At 34.0% G+C, this 20023-nt stretch carries 15 protein-coding genes; 11 read left to right on the top strand and 4 right to left on the bottom strand.

All coding sequences use genetic code 11. From position 1 onward, the window contains the following. Positions 1-195: 195 nt before the first annotated feature. Positions 196-1041 carry an AraC family transcriptional regulator gene (locus tag JI750_RS15460; RefSeq protein ID WP_202003862.1) on the bottom strand — a complete coding sequence of 282 codons (846 nt, stop codon included), beginning with the start codon at positions 1039-1041 and terminating at the stop codon, positions 196-198. A 116-nt stretch (positions 1042-1157) separates the two neighbouring features. Between JI750_RS15460 and JI750_RS15455 the strand changes: the two genes are divergently transcribed. The 4 genes from JI750_RS15455 (at position 1158) to JI750_RS15440 (ending at position 4104) form a co-directional block, all read left to right on the top strand. After that, positions 1158-2144, top strand: coding sequence for an aldo/keto reductase (locus tag JI750_RS15455; protein ID WP_202003859.1), 987 nt, complete (start codon positions 1158-1160; stop codon positions 2142-2144). 441 nt (positions 2145-2585) lie between these two features. After that, positions 2586-3191, top strand: coding sequence for an NAD(P)H-dependent oxidoreductase (locus JI750_RS15450; RefSeq protein WP_202003856.1), 606 nt, complete (start codon positions 2586-2588; stop codon positions 3189-3191). 2 nt (positions 3192-3193) lie between these two features. Next, the gene (locus tag JI750_RS15445; RefSeq protein WP_202003853.1) at positions 3194-3472 is read left to right on the top strand and encodes a putative quinol monooxygenase; all 279 of its coding nucleotides are present in this window, start codon (positions 3194-3196) and stop codon (positions 3470-3472) included. A gap of 155 nt (positions 3473-3627) precedes the next feature. Further along, positions 3628-4104 carry a DUF3291 domain-containing protein gene (locus JI750_RS15440; RefSeq protein WP_202003839.1) on the top strand — a complete coding sequence of 159 codons (477 nt, stop codon included), beginning with the start codon at positions 3628-3630 and terminating at the stop codon, positions 4102-4104. Between the two features lie 74 nt (positions 4105-4178). Here JI750_RS15440 and JI750_RS15435 read toward each other — a convergent pair whose 3' ends face one another. Together JI750_RS15435 and JI750_RS15430 are read right to left on the bottom strand one after the other, a co-directional pair. Continuing rightward, the gene (locus JI750_RS15435) at positions 4179-7856 is read right to left on the bottom strand and encodes a PKD domain-containing protein (RefSeq protein WP_202003836.1); all 3678 of its coding nucleotides are present in this window, start codon (positions 7854-7856) and stop codon (positions 4179-4181) included. Between the two features lie 270 nt (positions 7857-8126). After that, complete coding sequence (locus JI750_RS15430; protein WP_202003833.1) at positions 8127-8834, bottom strand: class I SAM-dependent methyltransferase; 708 nt, start codon at positions 8832-8834, stop codon at positions 8127-8129. Between the two features lie 222 nt (positions 8835-9056). Here JI750_RS15430 and JI750_RS15425 point away from each other — a divergent pair, with 222 nt between their 5' ends. Both JI750_RS15425 and JI750_RS15420 read left to right on the top strand, forming a co-directional pair. Further along, positions 9057-9938, top strand: coding sequence for a LysR family transcriptional regulator (locus JI750_RS15425; RefSeq protein ID WP_202003830.1), 882 nt, complete (start codon positions 9057-9059; stop codon positions 9936-9938). A 311-nt stretch (positions 9939-10249) separates the two neighbouring features. After that, positions 10250-11536: a DUF2130 domain-containing protein gene (locus JI750_RS15420; RefSeq protein WP_202003827.1), complete on the top strand. Its 1287-nt coding sequence runs from the start codon at positions 10250-10252 to the stop codon at positions 11534-11536. Positions 11537-11751: 215 nt separating this feature from the next. Here the strand turns inward: JI750_RS15420 and JI750_RS15415 are convergent, their stop codons facing one another. Further along, the gene (locus JI750_RS15415) at positions 11752-12525 is read right to left on the bottom strand and encodes an META domain-containing protein (RefSeq protein WP_202003825.1); all 774 of its coding nucleotides are present in this window, start codon (positions 12523-12525) and stop codon (positions 11752-11754) included. A gap of 267 nt (positions 12526-12792) precedes the next feature. Here JI750_RS15415 and nirB point away from each other — a divergent pair, with 267 nt between their 5' ends. The 5 genes from nirB to JI750_RS15390 all read left to right on the top strand — a co-directional run bounded on the left by nirB (position 12793) and on the right by JI750_RS15390 (position 19933). After that, the gene (nirB, locus tag JI750_RS15410) at positions 12793-15306 is read left to right on the top strand and encodes a nitrite reductase large subunit NirB (protein ID WP_202003822.1); all 2514 of its coding nucleotides are present in this window, start codon (positions 12793-12795) and stop codon (positions 15304-15306) included. Positions 15307-15592: 286 nt separating this feature from the next. Next, positions 15593-15970 carry a nitrite reductase small subunit NirD gene (gene nirD, locus JI750_RS15405; RefSeq protein ID WP_202003818.1) on the top strand — a complete coding sequence of 126 codons (378 nt, stop codon included), beginning with the start codon at positions 15593-15595 and terminating at the stop codon, positions 15968-15970. Positions 15971-16106: 136 nt separating this feature from the next. Continuing rightward, positions 16107-16691, top strand: a complete 585-nt coding sequence (locus tag JI750_RS15400; RefSeq protein ID WP_202003815.1) for a DUF4202 domain-containing protein — start codon at positions 16107-16109, stop codon at positions 16689-16691. A gap of 6 nt (positions 16692-16697) precedes the next feature. After that, positions 16698-18509: a sensor histidine kinase gene (locus tag JI750_RS15395; RefSeq protein WP_202003813.1), complete on the top strand. Its 1812-nt coding sequence runs from the start codon at positions 16698-16700 to the stop codon at positions 18507-18509. A 764-nt stretch (positions 18510-19273) separates the two neighbouring features. Further along, the gene (locus JI750_RS15390) at positions 19274-19933 is read left to right on the top strand and encodes a response regulator transcription factor (protein ID WP_202003810.1); all 660 of its coding nucleotides are present in this window, start codon (positions 19274-19276) and stop codon (positions 19931-19933) included. Positions 19934-20023 lie beyond the last annotated feature (90 nt).

Here is a 20023-nt window from a genome sequence, read left to right as displayed (position 1 = left end):
TCGCTTTATTAAAACGCTGACTTACAAAGGTTTTTTTTATTTTTTTTTCTCTCGCAGATTTAATTTATTTAAAAAATCTTTTTTAAATCTACCAAAATCATTTAAAATCTGCGTAAAATAAAAAATCCTTTTAATCCTTATAATCTGTGGCAAAAAAAATTCGCGCTAAGTATTGTAATTTGTGGCAAACAAAAACTACGCACTCAATCGAATCGACTTTCTAAACTCAGATGGACTATAGCCTTTTTGTTTTCTAAAAAACTTATTGAAATGGCTTTCATCAGTAAAACCAAATTCGTATGCAATTTCATTAATGCGTTTATCACTAAACTGTAAACGATGTTCTATCAGTTTCGTTTTATAATTACTTATATACTGTTGCATCGTTTCGCTGGCATGTTTCTTAAAATAACGCCCTAAATAAGTATTCGAAATTCCGAAATAATCACTAATTGATTCCGCTTTAATCTTTTCTGGATAATAAATATTGTTCTGAATATATTGCAGGATATCCATCGCTTTAGCTTCAGTATTGATTGTTACTTGTTCAGGAAGATATTTTGCAATATTTCTTGCCACAATAATAATCAATGTATTCACCAACTGCTGAATCAATTCCTGATTGTAAACATCTTTATCTTGATGTTCTCTGCAAATTGCTTCAATCATCACTTTTACCAGACATTTATCAGGATCATTTTTTAGAATACAACCTGGCTGATGATTGGCATTCTGAAGAATATATTCCAATCGCTGAATATTTTCATTCTGCAGACTCGAATTTTTCAAATAAATATCATTAAATCTTAAAAAGAAGAATTTCGTTTCAGTTTCAATTGTAAAATTATGACAATCTTCAGGCGTCAATAAAAACAAATGCCCAGGATCATATTCAAAAATATTCTTATTAATACATTGTCTTCCTGTACCTTCCAGAATATAAACCAATTCGAAAAAATTATGTCGATCTCCCACGTCTGGATATTCATTCAGCGTCTCAAAAGAAACCGTAAAAGGCTCATATAAGTTTTCTTTTTTCATAATTCCATTTATTTGAAGATGCAAATATACCTAAAAAAGACAAATATATACCAAATAAGAATCGTAAAAACGGTATAATTTTGCCTCATCAATTTTAAACATAAAAAATCACAATCATGGAATATAGAAAACTAGGCAACTCAGAACTTGAATTATCAGCTATTACTTATGGTGCATTCGCCATTGGAGGAACCATGTGGGGCGGAACAGAAAAGAAAGATTCAATAGAATCTGTTCAAGCTTCAATTGACCACGGTGTTACGACAATCGACACTGCTCCTTTTTACGGATTTGGTTTAAGCGAAGAAATGATAGGCGAAGCCATAAAACCTTATGATCGTTCTAAAATTCAATTACTTACTAAATTCGGTTTGGTTTGGGACGGAAGTAATAACGGAAAAGGTGATTTCTTTTTCGATGCAGACGACAACGGTAAAAAAGTTCCGATTTACAAATATTCATCAAAAGCAAACGTAATTAAAGAGGTTGAAGAAAGCTTAAAACGTCTTCAAACGGATTATATCGATTTACTGCAAATTCACTGGCCAGATTCAACAACTCCAATTTCTGAAACAATGGAAGCTGTTGAAACTTTAATTCAACAAGGAAAAATTAGAGCTTTTGGAGTAAGTAATTATAATACAGCACAAATTCAGGAAGCACAGAAAACAATTCAAGTGGCTTCAAATCAAGTGGCATACAGCATGCTGAATCGCAAAATTGAAGAAGAACTAATTCCTTTCACAGTTGCAGAAAACATCGGAATCATTGCCTACAGTCCAATGGAAAGAGGTTTATTGACTGGGAAATATTTCACTGATAGCAAATTGAAAGAAAACGATCATAGAAATGGTTATTTCAATCAGTTTGATCTTCAAAAAGTAAAAACTTTAGTTGAAGAATTAACTTCTTTAGCACATGCAAAAGAAGCAAGCTTATCACAATTGGTTTTACGCTGGACGACTTTACAAAAAGGAATTTCAATTGTTCTAGCAGGAGCAAGAAACGCAGAACAAGCTATTTCAAACGCCAAAACAATGGATTTCGACCTATCTGCTTCAGAATTAGAATTCATCAATCAGGCTATTGCTAAAATAAAATAATATTTTAAACACATAGAAACATAGTTATACTTTGTCTATAAAGGCGTTTCACTTGCATTAATAAACATAGTCAACGTAATCTTGTCATTCCGAGGAACGAGGAATCTCCACAAGTAACTCCGCACGGTGAGTTGCCAATCTTTGTAGAGTTTCTCGTGGAGATTCCTCGTTCCTCGGAATGACAAACTTTGTGAACTATGTGTTAGAAACTAGTTTCTTTCCATTCTCTTTTCCAGAAAAAAAATTCTATGTTTCTATGTGTTAAAAAAAAAATCTCAAAAAATTAAATAAATAGAATTTGGGCGTGTTGCCGCGGCGAATCGGGCTTTCAGCTAAATTCCCAATTAACAAAAACTACGGCTAAAAGACCTTGTTTTTCTAAATCGGGAGATACCGCCTCAATCCCTTACGCGTCCATTTTCAAAAGAAGTAACAATTAAAATGAAAAAGATATTTATAATTAACGGCGGACAAAAATTTGCCCATTCAGGAGGAAAATTTAATAAAACAGTTCAAGACTGGACGATTGACTTTCTTTCAAAAAATAACGAATACGAAATTAAAACAACTCATGTAGAAGACAATATCAATCTTGACAAAGAAGTAGAAAAATTTGTTTGGGCAGATATAATTATTTACCACACACCTGTGTGGTGGTTTCAGTTGCCAAACCTTTTCAAAAAATACATAGACGATGTTTTCACAGCAGGCCACAACAAAGGAATTTATAAAAGCGACGGAAGAAGTCGTGTAAATCCTGACATCAACTACGGAACTGGCGGACTTTTACACGGTCGTAAATACATGCTTACCACAAGTTGGAACGCACCTGCAACTGCTTTTACTCTTCCAGGAGAATTCTTCGATCAAACTTCTGTCGATGATGGCGTAATGTTTGGTTTCCACAAAATGAACAAATTCACAGGAATGGAAAAAATAAATGGATTTCATTTTCATGATGTGGAAAAAGGCGCAACACCAGAAAATATTGCTATATTTAAAGAGAATTATACGAAACATTTAGAACAAACTTTTAAAAACTTATAATTATGATTTCGATTACAGCAATTTTAAAAAGTAAACCAGAGCATTTAATTGAAGTTCAAAACCTGCTGACACATCTAGTAACCGAAACTAGAAAAGAAGCTGCATGTATTCGTTACGATTTACACACTACCGAGAATATTTTTATTCTTTGGGAAGAATGGAAAGATCAACCAGGATTAGACTTGCATAACAATCAGTCGTATTTGCAAGAATTCATCAAAAAAACCGAACACCTAGTTTCAAGCCCGATTCAGGTTTACAAAACAGTACAAACTTTATAAGTTTTGCTTGCCACGAATTACATAAATTTTCACGAATTAATTTTTCAATTGAGGATATAAAAATTAGTGCAATTCGTGTAATTCGTGGCGAAAAAAAATCCTACACAATATTCAGAAAAAAGCTAAATTGCCTAAAATTCAGAAATCTATATTTTATGAGCAATTACCATCTTGCCGAAATCAATATTGCCAAAATGAAAGGCGTCGATATTAACGACCCAATTATGAAAGAATTTGTAGATAATTTAGATGTTATAAATACCATAGCTGAAGAAAGTGAAGGTTTTGTCTGGCGATTAAAAGACGAAACTGATAATGCTACAAGTCTGAATCCGTACAATGATGAACAGATTATTATCAATGTTTCGGTTTGGGAAAACATTGAAACTTTAGAACATTACATGTACAAAACTTTTCACAGTGACTTTTTAAAACGTCGAAAAGAATGGTTTCAAAAATTCGGAAAAGCGCATACCGCTATGTGGTGGATTCCAAAAGGACACATCCCTACTCTTGAAGAAGCTGTAGAAAAATTAGATTATTTGCAGCAAAATGGAGCGTCAGAATTAGTTTTTGATTTTAGATCTAAATTTCCCGCTCCGAAAGCAAAAAACACTTCAGAAATAGAATAAATATATTTAAAAGACAAAAAAAGACTGCAACCTATTTATTATGGATGCAGTCTTTTTTGTCTTTAATTTTTAAGCTATTGCTTTATTATTTTCTGGCTAAAAGTCTTTTTAGACGAAGAAGTCAAATTTAAAAAATATACTCCTTTTGCTTGCCCTCCCAAATTGATAGCTTTACTGTTATTATTTTTGGTTTGGAATTTTTCGTTATAAATCACTTGTCCAGCAACATTAAGAACCGTAACAGTATAATCGTCCCCAGAAGATGGTGTTGTCAAGTAAAATACATCGCTTGACGGATTTGGATATATTTGAACGCCATCTAAATTAATTGGTTTCTGAGATTTGGCTGTAGATAAATTTGGTCCATTATCTATTTTCAAATTATCAAACCAAATTCTTGTTCCGTACCCAGAAGTATTCTTTATTTTAAGCAACACATTCTTTTGATTTTTTACAATGCCTAAATCAATTTTCTCTTCTCTCCAATCAGAATTTTTGGTCGGAATCCAATCATTTGTTTCATTTGTTGATGGAGTCGATTTATCATCTTGAATTGGAGGCGAAACAGTCTGCAATTGCAATTGATTTTTTGAATAAACTGACGTCCATGTTGCTCCACAATCTGAAGATGCGAATATCTCAATTTGATCAGGAGCAGGTGTTGGGTCAAAGGCATTTAAATATTGAGTATATGCTAAATCGAAATATAAAAATGGACTTGAAACAGAAGAAAAATCAAATGGTTTTAAAATCAGTTCATCAATCAAACCTGAAGGATTATCTGCATTATTAATAACCAGACAAGACAAATCTCCTTTTCCAACATCAGAACGTTTTTCCCAAGTTATAGCATCTTTATCAGGGTTAATTATCTCCCAATCCTGAATAGGAAAACTTGATTCAAAATTTTCAAAATACGGAATACTATTTTTTTCTTTTACAACCACCACTCCTGTCTTATGCATTACAGTTCCAGTTCCATAAGCATTGGTAGCCGTTAGAGAAACATCATAAGTTCCTGGGTTTTCATAAATAACGGCTGGCGTTTTATTTGTAGAAGAAGACGGAGAACCACCTGGAAATGACCACAACCAAGAAGTTGGTTCTCCTGTTGAAATATCCTTAAATGCAATTGGCAAATCGCTGCATATTTTATCATTTTCTATGGCAAATTCTGAGAACGGGCTTTCTTTACTGTCAAAAGTAAATTTAACATTGTCAATCCATATTCTAGATCCATATCCTGAAGTGTTTTTAAATTTAAGCAAAACATTAGAAGAACCCTTAAATTCTGTCAGCAATACTCTTTCTGTTCTCCAATGCGACTCTGCTGTTGGAATCCAGTTATTCGGGTCGCTACTTACAAATGTTTCTAATTCCATATGCGTCTTTAAATAAACACTTTTCCAAGTAGTACCGCAATCTTTAGAAGCCAGAATTTCTAAAACATCAGGGCTCTCTGTATCAAATTTTGCATAAGCAACATCAAATGAAAAATCGGTTACTCCAACAGACATATCGATTGGTTTTAGAATAATTTCATCAATTGCACCAACTTTATCATTATCTGCATTATTCATTACCATACATGATGAAGAATTATGCCCTGCATCTGCTCGTTTCTCCCAAGTCAATTTATTGTCCGGATTAACAATCTCCCATTCTGCAGGAGGAAAAGAATTTTCAAAATTCTCAGTATAAGAAATCCTGTCTGGATCAACTATCTTTACAAAGTCGCTTTTAGTTAAAACTGTTCCTGTTCCATTTGTATTTTTTGTCGAAAGTGTAACCGCATAAGAACCTGGCGAATTATAAGTTACCACAGGATTTTTATCTGTAGAAGTTGCAGGTGTTCCTCCAGGAAAAGACCATTCCCAAGATGTAGGGTTTCCTGTTGAAACATCTAGAAACGGAACAGTCAGATTCGTACATCTTGTGTCTCTTACATTCGAAGCAAAATCAGAAACTGGAGTCGTTGCTTGTGTTACGGCTACATTTACGTTATCAATCCAAATTCTAGTTCCATACCCAGAAACATTTGCAAATCGAATAGAAACGTTTGCATTTCCTTGATAGGCGCTCAAATCAACCACTTCTTTTCTCCAATTAGCATCGGAAGTTGGCACCCAATTATTTGCTAAAGCAGTTGGCACTTCAGTAGTCTGCAAAACCGTATGTGTTTTAGAGTAAACATCATTCCATGTTTGTCCACAATCTGTTGAAACCTGCACTTTTAGAATATCCGGACTCGAATCATCAAATTTTGTATAAGCTACATCAAAAAACATCTGACTATTTTGTCCTGCCGTAAAATCAAAATACGGCAATCTTATATAATCTAAAGAACCCAAAACAGCATTATCTGCATTGTTCATAATCATACAAGAACTGTCGTTATGTCCAATACCATTTCGCTTTTCCCATTCTAATCCATTATCAGGATTAGAAATTTCCCATCCTCGTGGAGGAAAAGTTCCCGAAAAACTCTCCGTTAAATTTACAGCTGATTTTTGGTCTACTTCAGTATAATTAGGTGTTTCTTTGGCATTTGTTCCTAAAGAATTTGTAACCTCCAATTTTACCTTGAATACTCCTGAAGTATTATAAACAACAGTCGGATTAGATTCTGTAGATGTAGAAGGAGTTCCGCCTTCAAAAGTCCACAACCTTGAAGTAGGCAAACCTAAAGAGCGATCTTTAAAAACAATTGCTTTTCCAGAACAAACCGATGTAGTACTACTAGTAAAATTTGCTACAGGTACAGATTCTATCACTCCAACAGAGCTAAGATTGCTTTGCTGCCATAAAAAACCTCTTGGGTATCGCGCCACAGAAGCATCATCTAACCAATATGTCATGGCATTGGTCTGATCTCTTGTAAACATATTTTGGCAGTCTACATTGTAATCCATGTGATTCTCAGCATTGGCATAAACCCCACAACTATTGAGTACATTTCTAGCACAGCCTTCACCAACTTTTGTTGGCGGAGTATCGGCCATACCATCATTAATAGGATCGCAATCATCTTGAAAAGTGTGTTTTAATCCAAAATAATGGCCGAACTCATGCGTCATTACTTTTGCGAAAGTAGCACTGGCATCAGATCCGCATGTGCTTCCAATATATCTATGATTGTAAGTTACTCGGGGAATAGCATCTTGAATTGGCAAAAATGCATGTCCAGAGCCAACAGATCCTTGACCTGTGTTAGGTTCATCAACAACTAAAACATCCAGATAATATCTGTTATTTTTACCATACCAAATATAATTGTAGATTTTAGGATCATATCCATCACTCACATGTGCCTCTGGATGCCAATCTAAACCAGGTATTTCTAATGGGTTTCCATCTGGATCGACAGTAGCCAAAACAAACTGAATATTCATCTTACTTTTAACGCCATCAAAACGCGGATCAGTATTGGCATATTCTGGAAACAAACCATTAAAATCTTTATTTACAGTAAGTAAAGCATCATCAATTCTGCATTTCATTTTCTCTTTAGTTAAACCACTACTAACATTGGTTCCATCAGTTAGAATATGGAATACCACCGGAATAATATAAGGAACCACCGTCATTTTTGACGTACTCCCTTTTTTCCAGGTTTTAATTTTTGATAATGACTTTACAAAAGCGGCTTCTTCTTTTTGAGATAATTGGGTACCGCATCGGGTCGGATTCTGTCCAAAGGACACAAAAAACTGAAGCAGAAAAACTGCTCCAAATAAGTAGTGTTTTTTCAAAATGGTAGTTATTAGGTTAGTGATACTGGTTAATTCCCATAAAATCAATAAAGAGACGCGTCACTTTATCCCTTTATTATTTTATGTATTGTTATTTTTTTTGATAAAAATATTTAAATGAGATACAAGAAAATGATATTATCTTATTGTAAAGCAATTGTATATTAACTAGTTCCTATTAAATTTTCAACTTACTACCAGAAAATAAAAAACTGCCCCGTAAGGCAGTTTCATTAAAATATCTATACTTTTTTATATTTAATTGACGTCTTATTTTATTCCTCCAAAGGCTCCAAAACACATATTTTTATGTAAGATTTCAACTTTTGAAAAACCTACTTTTTTCATCAAATCCAATTGATAATTCATAGATCTTGGTGAATCTTCTTTTTCGATATAATCCAAAACTTTCTGGTGGTACTCTGCCCCTCCTACTCCTTCTAAATATTCTCCATAACGTTGCCAAGTATATTCGTTCAATAATTCTGTGTCTTGCGTGATTAAATCAGAAATCATCAGACAGCCACCTGGTTTCAACAATTTGAATAATTTTGTGAAAGTCGTTTCCCAATCTTGATCGTCACGCAAATGATGCAAAACCGCTCCAGCCAAGATAATATCAAAACTGTTTTCTTCTAAATCTATTTCTCGGATATCACCCTGTTTTATTTCAACTTTTCCATTTGTTTCTGCTGAAACTCTTTCAAAAGCGCGATCTAACATTGGCAAACTCAAATCGACCAAAGTGCAATTTAAGTTTGGTAGTTTTGACAACATTTTTAAAGTATAATTTCCAGCTCCGCATCCTACATCCAAAACATTCGTAGCATTTGGAACAATGCGTTTTGAAGCTTCAGTTATTAATTCTAAAGAAATAGTAGCGTCGATTGTAGCGACTTGTCCTGTTTCTAAATTTGAAAATCGTTCGACATCATTGTCAAATCGTTCTTTGATTTCTGCAATAGTTGATTTTTTCATGGTCTTTTTTTTTAATCTCTCGCAGGTCAAGCAGATTGAGCTAATCTTTTTGCTATTATATGATTGGGTTATTATTATGATTAAGATGATTTATCTAAAATTAATAATCTACTGTATCTACTCAATCTACGAGAGACTTATTTTTTGCTTTTCCAAAACTATTCTTTTCATAAATACTTTAAAAATACTATTTTTATCAATTAATAATACTTTTAAAGTATCATGGAATTACGTCATTTAAAATATTTTTTGGCTGTAGCCGAAGAACTAAACTTTACCAAAGCTTCAGAAAAGCTCTTTATTTCTCAACCTCCATTAAGCCGACAAATCGCAGAATTGGAAGAAGAACTTCAGGCAAAACTTTTTATCAGAAACAACAAAAAAGTAGAACTGACTGAAGCCGGTAAATATTTTGAAAAAGAAGTTAAAACTCTTTTCCAGAACTTAGAACACATTTCTACGAAAACAAAAAAGATAGCAGAAAACGTTTCTGGCGAATTCAGGATCGCTTACATTAGTTCAATATATTCTGCTGTGATTTCAGATTTAATCAAACATCTGAAAGCGCAGTTTCCATATGTAAACTTCAAACTTTTCGAAATTTCAACCACTAAACAAATTGATGCTTTAGAACAAGGAAAAATCGAAATGGGAATTATTCGGTCGCCCATTCATTCGCCAAAAATAAAATCACATTTATGGTTTAAAGATGGTTTCTCATTAGTTTATAATAAAAAATCCATTCATATAAAGTCCGAAAATGAAATTGCAAATCTAAAAGACGAAACGTTTGTATTCTTCAATAAAGATTATGCTCCACATTATCATGAAGTTTTATTAGAACTTTGTGCTTTTTATGGATTTACACCAAAGATTATTCACGAAGCGAATAATATTAACTCAATCGTACAATTAGTAAAAAACGGCTTGGGAATTTCGATTGTTCCCTCAAACGTTACCAAAAACAATCAGGATTCTGAGATCGGGTTTATTGAATTGAAAAAAGTGAATTTATATACGAATGTTTCCTTGATTACTTCAAAAGACGATGATTCTGAGATTACTCGATCTGCCTCAGAGTTTTTGTTGCAACAAAAGCGCTAAGCTTTTTCTAGTACACATTTACCCATGTAATTTGTCATTTCGACGAAGGAGAAATCTCTACAAGAAGCTCCACAAAGATTGGCTTATTAGGAATGGAGTCACTTGCGAAGATTTCTCCTTCGTCGAAATGACAAAAATGAGAGAAAATCCTTTTTAATCATTATAATCTGTGGCAAAAAAACTTAGTCTCTTAGCGACTTCGTAGCCATAACAAAAATTCGTTACAAATTAGTACAGAAATCCACATCATAAAAAGAGAACTTTTAAATATCTTAGCAAATTCAAATTCTACAATAAAACTTCAATAAAAAATGGCTGAACAATCTTCAATTCAGTGTCCAAACTGCGGAACTCCTATCGACGTAAATGATGTCTTAAAACATCAATTAGAAGATAGTATCCGTAAAGAATTTCAACAAAAAGCGAATATTCAAAACCGTGAATTAGAGCTTAAAAATGAACAATTAGAAAAAGCCAAATCCGAATTTGAAGCGAAGAAAAAACAGGAAAATGAACTTTTTGCTGAACGTTTAGAACGCGAGAAAAAAACAGCCGAAAAAGAAATCTCCGAAAAACTAAAGGCAAAACTTGAAGAAGAAAACAAAGATCGTTTGCTTTTAATGGAAAAAGAACTCTCTGAAAAATCGGAAAAAATCAGAGAATTAAATAAAATGGAAGGGGAAATCGCAAAATTGCAGCGCGAAAAACTGGAAATGAAAGAAGCCATTCAGGCCGAAGCCGAAAAACAATTGAACGCTCAATTGGCTTTGGAACGTGAAAAAATTAGAAAACAGGAAGACGATAAAAACGAGTTAAAATTCAAAGAACTTCAGAAACAGCTGGAAGAACAAAAAAAGCTGACGGAAGAAATGAAACGCAAGCAGGAACAAGGTTCTATGCAATTGCAAGGAGAAGTAATGGAATTAGCAATCGAAGAATGGCTTGCAAACAATTTCCCTCTTGATAGTATTGATGAAATTAAAAAAGGGGCCAATGGTGCTGATTGTCTTCAAGTTGTAAATACACGAGAACATCAAAACTGCGGTTCTATTTATTACGAAAGTAAAAGAACCAAAGCGTTTCAACCTTCATGGATTGAGAAATTCAAAAACGATATTAGAACCAAAAGAGCGAATATTGGAGTTTTAGTGACTGAAGTTATGCCTTCAGGAATGGATCGAATGGGAATGCGTGACGGAATCTGGATTTGTACATATGAAGAGTTTAAAGGTTTGAGCGCTGTTTTACGTCAGTCTTTAATTCAGATCAATCAAGCGGTCCAGGCTCAGGAAAACAAAGGCGATAAAATGTCGATGCTATACGATTTCTTGACCAGCAACGAATTCCGTTTGCAGATTGAAGGAATTGTAGAAGGTTTTACGCAAATGCAAAGCGACTTAGATTCTGAAAAAAGAGCAATGCAGAGAATCTGGAAGCAGCGCGAAAAACAAATCGAAAAAGTGGTTCACAATACTTTAGGAATGTATGGTTCGATTCGAGGTATTGCTGGAAATGCCGTTCAGAGCGTAAAAGCTTTAGAATTGGATTTTATTGAAGAAGAGGCGGAAGATGAAGAGCCTAAGGAATTAACGGAATAAAAAACATCATATTTAAAAAGTTCCGTAGGAACAAAATATTGGTAGCAACGGATTTCAATCCGTTGAAGACAAAGAGTTCAACACAATATTGTCATTTCGACGAAGGAGAAATCTTCGCAAGTAGCTACGTTCCAATAAGCCAATCTTTGTGGAGCTTCTCGTGGAAATTTCTCCTTCGTCGAAATGACAAAAAAATGTGTAAAAAAGACAAAAAACTAATCCACCTTCTTAAAAACAGCCAATTTCCCGGAAGGATTTGATAACGTCAATTGATTATTTCCAATCGAATAGGTTGTTGTACTTTGCAAAGCTTTAGTAAATTCACTTTCCTTATTTCCAGAAGGACAAGCCATAAGAGTTGAAAGTACTTTTGAAAATCGAAGCAAATCTTTTTCATAAAAGATAGAACCGCTTATTGCGTTACAGCCGCCATAGCCAGAAAATCTATTCTCAGATGAATTAATTTCAATTCGCGGCATTTCTTTCTGAAAATCTGTTGCAAAGACTTTATAGCCGTTTAATTCTTCCAAAACCCAAATATCGTGAAGTCGATAATCGGTGATGTATTTTCCGCACCCGCTAAGTTTCTTTGCTTCTAATTCTGAATTATTTCTAATTTCGACTTTTACACTATAGGGAGAAATCGCACCAGACATGGAATCTTGACAATCTAACTGCTGAATCGTAATAGTCGCAGAAGCCGTTTCATTATTGACTTTGTACATTTTCACATTAGCATCCATTGCTCTAATCGCATCAACGGCAGGAAAAATGATTTTTTCTTTTCCTGGTATTAATGAGGTAAAAACAATTTCCTCATTCCCTATTTTAATTCCCCAAAACGGCTCGTTTCCTGTTCCTTTAAAATAACATTTTAAATCCTCTTCTGTAGAACTTGTCGAAGTGCTTCCGACAGTTTCTTTATTTGCAGCCGTTTTACATCCTATTATTAAAAATGAAAACAACAATATTGAAAGTATTTTTTTCATGAGATTTTAGTTTAAAAAAGTTCTTGTGCATAAAATACCTGTAAAATTCTTATGAATTTACAACATTTTTTTGAAATGCTTATTTAGAATCCTTTCAAATTTAAAAAACTAAGTAAGTAAAAAATCATTCGAAATCCGCACTACGTAAAAGATTACGTCAAAATACGTAGTAATCAAAACATAATTATTGCTCAAAAAATAATAGAATACGTATTTTTATAAGTACAAATACTTATATTTGCATAGTAATACTTAATTAAAGAAATCATGATTAGAGTAATAGTAGTTGGAAACGGCATGGTTGGTTATAAATTTTGCGAAAAGTTTGTTGCAAAATCAGGACAAGAAAAGTATCAAATCACAGTATTTGGAGAAGAACCAAGACGCGCCTACGATCGCGTTCACTTAAGCGAGTACTTTGGAGGAAAGACAGCAGATGATTTATCACTATCAACGACCAATTGGTACGCAGAAAACAATATTATTCTAAATACATCAGAGTTAATTACAGATATTAATCGTGATGTAAAAACAATTCATACACACTTAGGCAAAACGCATACGTACGACTACTTAGTTTTAGCCACAGGTTCTTCGGCATTTGTACCACCAATTGAAGGTGTAGAAAAAGAAGGTGTTTTTGTTTACAGAACCATCGAAGATCTAGATGCAATTATGGCATACGCCAAAAAAATAAAACAAAAAGGTGCAACAGAAGCAGCCGTTTTAGGTGGCGGTTTATTAGGACTTGAAGCGGCAAAAGCGGTTAGAGATTTGGGATTGAATCCGCATGTGGTGGAATTTGCTCCTCGTTTAATGCCGAGGCAATTGGATCAAGGCGCGAGTGATATGCTGCAATCTAAAATTGAAGAATTAAACATCGGAATTCATCTTAATAAAGTAACACAATATATTGACGGAAACGAAAGTATAACAGGAATGATGTTTGCCAACGACGAATTGTTAAAAGTAGATATGCTGGTTATATCTGCTGGAATTAAACCTCGTGACGAACTAGCTAGAGTTTCAGGACTTGAAGTTGGTGTACGAGGCGGAATTGTGGTAAACAATCAAATGCGAACATCAGATCCTTCGATTTTTGCGATTGGAGAAGCAGCACTTTACAACCATAACATTTACGGACTCGTTGCGCCAGGTTACGAAATGGCCGATGTAGCCGCGGAGCAGATCTTAAATGGTGACAAAACCATGAGAGAAACCATCGATATGTCAACACAATTAAAATTAATTGGTGTTGAAGTTGCGAGTTTTGGTGATCCTTTTATTGAAAATAATGACGTTACGGCTATTATTTATGAGAATAAATTAAGTGGCATTTATAAAAGAATCAACGTTACCAAAGATTCTAAAAAACTATTGGGCGGAATTTTAGTTGGAGATTCCAGCGATTACAATTCGCTTTTTCAGATTTACATCAACGAAATGGCATTGCCTAAAAATCCAGAAGATTTGATTTTAGGCTCTCGCGATGGTTCTGAAGGTTCTTCCTTAGGAAGCGTAATGGATTTACCAGATACTGCCGTAATTTGTTCTTGTGAAAATGTTACAAAAGGCGCTATCTGCTGTAAAATTTTAGATGAAAGCTGTTCTTCACTTTCAGATGTCGTTAAAGCGACTAAAGCAACTTCTGGCTGTGGAGGCTGTAAACCAATGGTTTCTGATTTGGTAAAAGCAACACAGAAATCTTTAGGAAAAGAAGTAAAAGAAGTGATCTGCGAACATTTTAGCTACACACGTCAGGAATTATTTGATTTGGTAAAAATCAACAAATATGAGAATTTCTACGACGTTCTAGATCATCACGGAAAAGGCGACGGATGCGAAGTTTGTAAACCAGTTGTTGCTTCTATTTTCTCAAGTATATACAACGATACCGCAAACAAGCATGTAACAACTCAAGATACAAACGACAGATTTTTAGCAAACATTCAACGAAACGGAACTTATTCCGTTGTTCCAAGAGTTGCGGGAGGAGAAATTACAGCCGAGAAATTAATCGTAATTGGCGAAGTGGCAAAACAATTCGATTTGTATACTAAAATCACTGGAGCACAAAGAGTTGATTTATTCGGAGCGCATTTAAGTGACTTGCCAAAAATCTGGAAAATATTAATCGATAATGGTTTTGAAAGCGGTCACGCTTACGGAAAATCATTGCGTGCAGTAAAAAGCTGTGTCGGAAATGCTTGGTGCCGTTACGGAATGGACGACAGCGCTGGATTTGCCATCGAGCTAGAAAACAGATACAAAGGAATTCGTTCTCCGCATAAATTAAAAGGTGGCGTTTCGGCTTGCATTCGCGAATGTGCAGAAGCGCGCGGAAAAGATTTCGGATTAATCGCTGTTGAAGGCGGATGGAATTTATACATCGCTGGAAATGGTGGTGCAAATCCAAAACACGCAGTTTTACTAGCCGAGAAAATCGACAAAGAAACCGTAATCAAATACATGGACAGATTTTTAATGTATTACATCCGCACTGCTGGCCCGCTAATTAGAACTTCAACTTGGTTGGAAAAACTAGATGGAGGTTTAGAGTATTTGAAACAAGTAATTATCGAAGACAGTTTAGGAATCTGCGAAACGCTTGAAGCTGAAATGCAGACTTTAGTAAACACTTTTGAATGTGAATGGAAACAAGTTTTGGAAAAACCAAGATTATTAAAACGTTTCAATCATTTTGTGAACTCAGACGAGAAAGATGACAACATTGCTTTTGTGCCATTAAGAGATCAAAAAATGCCTAAAGCTTGGTCGTAAATAAATTTTTTAAACACATAGAGACATAGAATTACTAAACCTTAAAAGGCGTTTCACTTGCATAAATACACATAGCTATGTGTTAGAAACTAGTTTCTTTTAATTTTCTTTTTCTCAAACAAAAAAACTATGTTTCTATGTGTTTCAAAAAATAATAAGCTCCAAAAAAAAGAAAAAAAATCATTAAACGTTTGCTGTCCTTCTTGCCCTCTTTTTTACTGCGCCATCAAAACTCTCTTGATTGTAAAAAGAGGGACAAGAAACAGGAAATCAAAATTTAAACAAAATGGAAGAAATCTTAAATCAATACGAAACAGTTCACGCGAGCGATGCAACAATTTGGTTCAAAGCAGGTAAAGTTGAAGATTTCCCGACCAACCGAGGCGGATGCATCAAATACAAAAACAAACAAATCGCCATTTTCAATTTCACACGCCGAAACGAATGGTATGCTTGCCAAAACGCCTGTCCACACAAAATGGAAATGGTATTATCAAGAGGAATGACAGGATCTACAGATGATATTCCGAAAATTGCATGTCCGATGCATAAAAAAACCTTTTCACTTGTTGATGGCTCGAACTTAAACGGCGAAGAATACAGCATTGCAACTTATCCGATTAAAATTGTTGAAGATGAAGTTTTTGTTGGGTTTGTGGATTAGAAAAATTGTGAATAGTGAAATGTAAAAAGTTAGATGTAAAACGTCTATTCTGATTTTTCACTTTTTACAACTCACATTTCATATTTCACATTTTAACAAATTCCGTATCTTTGAAATTCTATTATCAAACCAAAAAATGACTACACCTTTTCAAAAAGCAAGCGAATGGATTGATGCTGAAAACGCTCAAGATCCAAACATCGAATTAGACCAAAACAAAGAATATCCAAAAGAATTATTGTATTCAGACAGGATGTACAAAAGACTAATGGAGTTTGAACCGAATGCATCAGAAGAAATTCAGATTGCTTCAAAAGCGCAACATATTTGCCGATGGAAAGTTGCTCGCGAATCATACCCAATGGATCGTGTTGGTTATTTGAAATGGAGAGAAGAATTAAAAAAATTCCACGCAAAAACTACTGCCGAGATTCTAACAAAAGCAGGTTATGATCAAACTTTTATCGATCGCGTTTCTTTCTTAATTGAGAAAAAACTACTTAAAAAAGATGCTGAAACCCAATTATTGGAAGATGTAATTTGCCTTGTTTTCCTTGAATATTATTTAGAACCTTTCGTAGAAAAACACGACGAAGAAAAGCTTAAAAACATCATCAAGAAAACTTGGGATAAAATGTCGGATAAAGGACATCAAGAAGCCTTAAAAATAAAATATTCTAAAGAAAATTTAAACCTTATAAAAGCTTCTTTAGGATTGTAAAAAGATATGAAAAAAAGCAATCAAGAAGCTGCAGAAAAAATCACTTTCAAAAATTTACGCCGTCTGTATTTTTTTGCGCTTCTTACTATTGCCTTAACTATAATTGTCAGTCAATTTTTAGTACAATACAATCTGAATCAACAGTTAAGCGATTCTAAAATCATAAACTTTTCTGGAAAACAGAGAATGTTGAGCCAGAAAATCGTAAAAGAAGTTCTGATATTACATTACGTTTCTGATTCGGCGACAGCCAAAAAAGCTTCGCATTTAAAAGAGGTTTTAGAGCTTTGGGAGAAAAACCAAAATGCACTGGAAAACGGAAATGATAGTTTGGCTTTTCCAAAAGAAAAATCAGAAACACTTTCTAAATTATATCTTGAAATTAATCCGATTTTCAATAAAATTGCACAAACTACAGATTCTTTTTTGTTGAATTTACAACAGAAAAAATCAACTTCCGAAAATCAAAAATTGGTTCAGATTATTTTAGAAAACGAAGGCATTTTCCTTTCGAAAATGAATCAGATTGTAACCCAATACGATCTTGAAGCGCACGAAAAAGTAACTGAACAACGCCGAATAGAATATTGGATTTTCGGCTTTACGCTTTTAGTCCTTCTTCTAGAATTTTTCTTCATTTTCAAACCAACCAACAAAAAAATCGAAAAGTTAATTGCCCAACTTTTATCTTCTGAAAAGAAAGCTTTAAAACTGGCATACGACACCGAAATTATAAGTGAGATCAAAGAAAACTCGGTAAAAGAATTAAAATCGCTCAATTATGCGATGGAAAACACTTTACTTTATTGCCGAATTTCACCAGACGGTTCCATAATTCATATTGGAGAAAAATTTGCCAAACTTCTTAATTATACAAAGTTTTCATCCAATAAAAAATTCTCTGAAGTTCTAACGGAAGACGAAAAAGAACAAGTCAATTTCGATCGTCTAATTTTCGAAAAACAGCGTAGTGGCTGGCAAGGCGAAATTAAAATTGTAAATAAAGACGAAAAAGAAATCTGGCTTGATTTATCGATGGTTCCTGTGATGATCAAAAAAGACGAACTGGAACTTTTGATTGTTTGTTTCAATATCACCGAACGCAAAAAAGCACAGCGCGAAGTAGAACGTTTAAATCTTGAAAATACAACTGAAAAAATCAATCAGCAGAAGATTATTTCAAGTAAAATAGTTGAAAATCAAGAAAATGAGCAAAATCGAATCGCCAAAGAAATTCACGACGGAATTGGTCAAATGTTAACAGGTTTAAAATTTAGTCTGGAAAGCATCAATCTGGATGATAGAGAAAAATCAGAACAAAAAATTGAATATTTAAAGAAACTCTCACTAGACATTATAAAAGGTGTTCGTACGGCAACTTTCAACCTAATGCCACCTGAATTAAGTGATCACGGAATCGTTTCGTCACTTTCAAAACTTACACAGGAACTTTCTAAACTAACAGGAAAAGAAATTCTTTTTTACAATAAAACCGATTTTGATCAGCGCCTTGATTCCTTAATCGAAATCAATATTTATCGATTAACACAAGAAGCCATAAACAACGCTATCAAATATGCCGAATCGTCACATATAATTGTACAGCTTTCGCACAGTGAAACACTTCTAAGTATAATTGTCGATGATAACGGAAAAGGTTTTGACGTCAGTTCAGTAGACAAAAAACGCAACAGCGAATCCGGAATGGGACTTTTGTTTATGAAAGAAAGAATTCAATACATCAACGGACGCGTTTTCATGAACTCCATTCCGGGCGAAGGAACCAGAATTACCTTCAACATCCCTATTCTTAAATGAGACAATGTGTAAATTACAAAATTTGATAATTTACCTAAAAATCTAATATCCATTTGTCAGGCTGAGCGAAGTCGAAGCCTCGCAAAGTAAATCTGCTAAGTAATTTTCTAATTATCAAATTGTCACATTATAATTAGGGCGAGCCAGGATTAGAAAAAGTGGCAAACAAACTTTGTCTATATACGCTCACTTTTTCTAATCCTGTCGGGCTATCCGCGCTACTTCGGTAGCTTGCTCCTATCCCTCTCGCGAGCAATCATTTTCAAAAGATCATTTAAGTTATTACAAAATCTTTTCAGCATTTTTTGTCATCTCGACGAAGGAGAGATCACACGAGAAGCTCCGCAATCTAAATCGTCAATCTTTGTCGAATTCTTAGTGAGATCTCTCCTTCGTCGAGATGACAAACTTTACATAAAAAACTTTTTCAAAGTTCACTACAAAACTGTCTCACAATCTTGTCATTTCGAGGAACGAGAAATCTCCACAGGTAGCTCTACAAAGATTGGCGATTTGGATTACAGAATTTCTTAGCGCGGGCTTCGACTCCGCTCAGCCTGACAATACCAGTTGTTGAGATTTTAATTTAGATATTAAAATTGTTTTTGCAATTTCTATTGATATTACAATTACTTCTAATGATTTTTTAATATTGGAATTTGGAATTTCAAAAAATTGGAATTTTAAATAAAAAAAGTACGTATATTAGCGTCTTCTTTATAGATGAATATACGTAAAAATTTAGAATCTAAATTAAGTAAACCATGAGCAATATCATTCGAGTAGTACTGGCAGATGACCATGTTTTTGTTAGAGATGGAATCAAATCCTTACTGGAAAACGAAGCAAACATCGAGGTTGTAGGCGAAGCAATTGATGGTACAGATGCTTTGGAAGTAGTTGCTGCAACCCTACCAGATTTACTTATAGTAGATATTCGCATGCCAAACTTAACTGGTATCGAGGTAGTAGAAAAACTTAGAAGCGAAAATAATAGCGTAAAAATCATCATGCTCTCAATGCACGAATCGGAAGAATATGTATTGAAATCGATAAAAGCTGGAGCCGACGGTTATTTATTAAAAGGTTCAAGCAAAGAAGAATTCTTAAAGGCATTGCATACAGTTTCTGCTGGAGGAAAATATTTCAGTGGTGATATTTCTTCTATTTTAATCAGTCAACTGACTAATTCTTCTGCATCATTAGAACCTAAACAAACTTTAGGTGAAGAGATGATGATTACTAAAAGAGAAAAAGAAATCCTTACACTTCTTTTATCTGGAAAAGGAAACAAAGAAATCGCTGAAGCACTAGATATCAGCAAAAGAACTGCCGAAGTACATCGTTTTAACCTGATGAAAAAGCTAAAAGTGAAAAACCTAATGGAACTTTCTAATAAAGCGGCAGAGTATTCCTTAATTTAAAAAAATACGTATAAATACGTATTTTTTTTTCAAAAACTGCGTTTTGGCAGGATTTAACTAAGTCGTAGTACTTATTTTTACATAAAAAAT

Origin of the sequence: Flavobacterium tagetis, assembly GCF_016735615.1 — a bacterium.
Classification (GTDB): Bacteria; Bacteroidota; Bacteroidia; order Flavobacteriales; family Flavobacteriaceae; genus Flavobacterium; species Flavobacterium tagetis.
The sequence above is the reverse complement of the archived record's forward strand: the minus strand, read 5'-3'. Positions and strand labels throughout refer to the sequence as shown.